Here is a 3233-nt window from a genome sequence, read left to right as displayed (position 1 = left end):
CTATCAAATTTGGCGCTTTCATCAATCAAGCGCTTCGGCGAGGCTAAATTCGGTTAAATTTTACTTTCAAAACCTTGGCAAAGCGCAAATTTTCTATTTAAAATCGGCTCTCTTTAACTTAGGCTCAAATCAAGAAATATTAAGTTCCGCCGAGCCTTAAATTTTACCAAAATCCATATTTCTTGATACCAAAGCGCTCAAATTTCAGGTAGAATATCGCCACATAAAATCAAGGCGGTAAAATGAGAAAATTTATAGTCGTTCGCGGACACGCGGGCTCGGGTAAAACGACTTTCGCAAAAGAGAAAATTAAAGAATTTAAAAACGAATATCCGCAGGCGCAAATTTATCATCTGGAAAACGATATGTTTCTAACCGATGAGGCGGGGATTTATACTTGGTCGCCGAAGCTTTTGGAAGACGCGAAGCGCAAGGTCGCCCGCGAGATAAAGCAGGCGTATAAATTTGCCCTGGAAAACAAAGCTAAAGACGTTCTTATCGTGCTTAGCAACGTGAGCGCGCGCACCAAAGAGCTGCTAAGCCTAAAAGAGCAAGCCGCCCAAAATGGATTTATTTTCGAATGCTTTAGAATACAAAATTTCTTCGCTTCCGAGCACGGCGTCGATGAAAATACGGTGATAGCGATGTTTATCAAGGTCGCAAACAACAAAATAGAGGGCGAAATTTTGATCCCGCCCGTTAATCCTATGAGCGAAAGCGTAGCGCAAAAGATCAAAGACGCGGCGGCTCTAAATAGGCGCGATCTACCCTTTGATGCGGCGCAAAATACCTACGTAACGAAAAAATATATCGCCGCCACGCAGGATAAAAGGCTCTGGAGTGCGCGTCAAAGCGAGCTTTATCCCGAGCTTCGCACCTACAAATACTCAAAACGCGTCTTTTTCAAAGCCGATTGGGATAAGGCGCTACTTGAGATGCGCGGGCTCATAATGGACGATAATCTAAATATCATCGTGCGTCCGTTTAAAAAGGTCTATAACTACTCGGAATTTACCTCGCGCAAAAGCCTTTATCCTATCGACATCACAGACGATACGCCCGTGCTTGCCGTGCGAAAGGTAAACGGCTTTTTGGGGTGTTGCACCTACGTAGATGCCCACGAAAGCGGCGCGAGCTTTAACCGCCGCGTCATCTACTCTACGACGGGATCGACCGATAGTAGATTTGCACAGATGGCGCGCGAGCACTGCTGCAAATTTGAAGAGATTTTCAAACGCTATCCAAATAAAACTTTTTTATTTGAGATCACCGACGAGAGCGACCCGCACATCGTAGAAGAGGAGCTTGGCGAGACTTTTATCGGACTTATCGACGTTAAAACCGGCGCGCAAGAGAGCGAATTTGAACTGGATAAGATCGCCGCAAGTACTGACGGAGCGCTAAAAAGACCTTTTTATAAAGATGGCGAACAGTATCTAAAAACGAGCTTTGCGGAGCTAAAAAATATAGTCAAAGAGGCGAAATTCGAGGGCTTTATGGTGTATATCCCGAGCCAGAACGATTTTTGCTTTAAGATGAAAACGCCTTATTATCTCGTGAATAAATTTTTCGCTCGCAGTAAAAACGAGGCGCTTTCCGGCAAACTGGATAAAACCAAGCTCGATGAGGAATTTCACCCTTTGGTCGATCACATCAAAGCAAACGAGCGGGAATTCAAATCCCTTGACGAGCAGGGCAAGCTAGGCTTTATAAAAGAATTTTTGGAAAAAATTTAACGATTAGCGCGGATATTTGACGCCGCGCAAATTTACGTAAAGCGTAAATTTAATGCAGCGATTAAAGCTTAAAGGAAAATGATGATATTTTTTACCTCCGATTTGCATTTTTATCACGCAAATATTATGAAATACTGCCCTAAATTTAGGGCTTTTAACGACGTAGGCGAGATGAATGAAAAGCTAATAGAGCTCTGGAATGCCGTAGTGGGGCCCGAGGATACGGTTTATGATCTGGGCGATTTTGCATTTTGTAATAAATTAAAGGATCTAAAAAGCGTCGCGCGTAGGCTAAACGGCTCGCATGTGCTGATTTTAGGCAACCACGATACGCTCATTAGCCGAAACAAAGAAGCGCTGCTACGCGAGCTAAAAGATGACGGAAATCCCATCTTTAGCGATATCCTGCACTACAAGGAGCTAAATTTTGACGGCGGCGCGGGCGCGATGAAGGACGGCAAAACGGGTATGAGCATCTGCATGTTTCACTATCCCATAGAGGAGCACAACCGCGCCTCGAAAGGTTCTTTTATGCTTCACGGGCACTTGCACGACCGCGCTTCCAGCCTGGAGGGGCGCATACTAAACGTAGGCTTTGACTCGCACGGCAAAATTTTAAGCTTAGACGAGATCGTGCAAATTTTAGGGCAAAAGCAAATCGCGGCAAGACATTCGTGATCCGGGTTAAACACGGACAGCCTCAGCATTGATTTAAGCGTAGCCTGCCACAATATCTTGCAAAAGCACCCGCATAATACGGAAATAGGCAAAGCCCGGCGGCGGCATCTTTATCGATAAGCACGCACACACCGGCTTTGCGTGGACGAAAGATAAGCTCGGAATGTATCACCGCGAGGCAAGCTCGGAGCTAAGCCGATCGTTTACTGGCCGCTTGGCGAGAAATGATCAAATTTACCCCGCCTATTTTGACTCGGGCGGGGGCGAATTTGGTTAAATTTAATGGCTTATTCAAAAATCCCAGAATTTTGATTTTATATGAAAGACGAAGTTAAATTTAAAAGCGACAAAACCTAGCTTCACCGCTTAAATTTTGCCCTTTTGCCTACGCGCAAATTTTAAAATTTGTCGCACGCTTTAAAAGATCGGTGCGTATTTAAAAGACGATTGCGCGCCTAAAATAGCTGCTCCAATCGTTTTAATAAAGCTTCGCTTCGGCGTGACGGGGCGGAGCTAAATTTTAAATTTACCCGCGCGTAATCCACGCCAACACACCGAGCGGCAAGAATGAGAAGCAGGATATGTGTTCTCTTTAGTATCAAAACCCAAAGCGATGCCGCCTTTTGCGCGGTCTATGAATACGGGGTGTATGAGATAGCAGGGTAAAGGCGAACTTAACGCGCTCGGCGAAATTTCGCGGAATTTTGCCGATTGTCGCGCGCGGTTTTATCTAAGCTGCTGCAAATTTTATCCGTAGCTGCCGCGATCTTGCCCGCGTCCAAATAAAATTTCACGAAATTCCGTAGAATTTTACGCTAT

Annotated in this window: 2 protein-coding genes; both read left to right on the top strand. The window is 45.1% G+C overall.

Annotated features, from left to right (window positions below; genetic code table 11):
- The first annotated feature begins 242 nt into the window (after positions 1-242).
- Positions 243-1736: an RNA ligase gene (locus Q0340_RS08325; protein WP_298082927.1), complete on the top strand. Its 1494-nt coding sequence runs from the start codon at positions 243-245 to the stop codon at positions 1734-1736.
- 81 nt (positions 1737-1817) lie between these two features.
- Positions 1818-2414, top strand: a complete 597-nt coding sequence (locus tag Q0340_RS08320; RefSeq protein WP_298082926.1) for a phosphoesterase — start codon at positions 1818-1820, stop codon at positions 2412-2414.
- Positions 2415-3233: the final 819 nt, after the last annotated feature.

Source organism: uncultured Campylobacter sp., from assembly GCF_938045595.1.
Lineage (GTDB): Bacteria > Campylobacterota > Campylobacteria > Campylobacterales > Campylobacteraceae > Campylobacter_B.
Note: the sequence above shows the minus strand (reverse complement) of the source record. Positions and strands in the feature narration are given on the sequence as shown.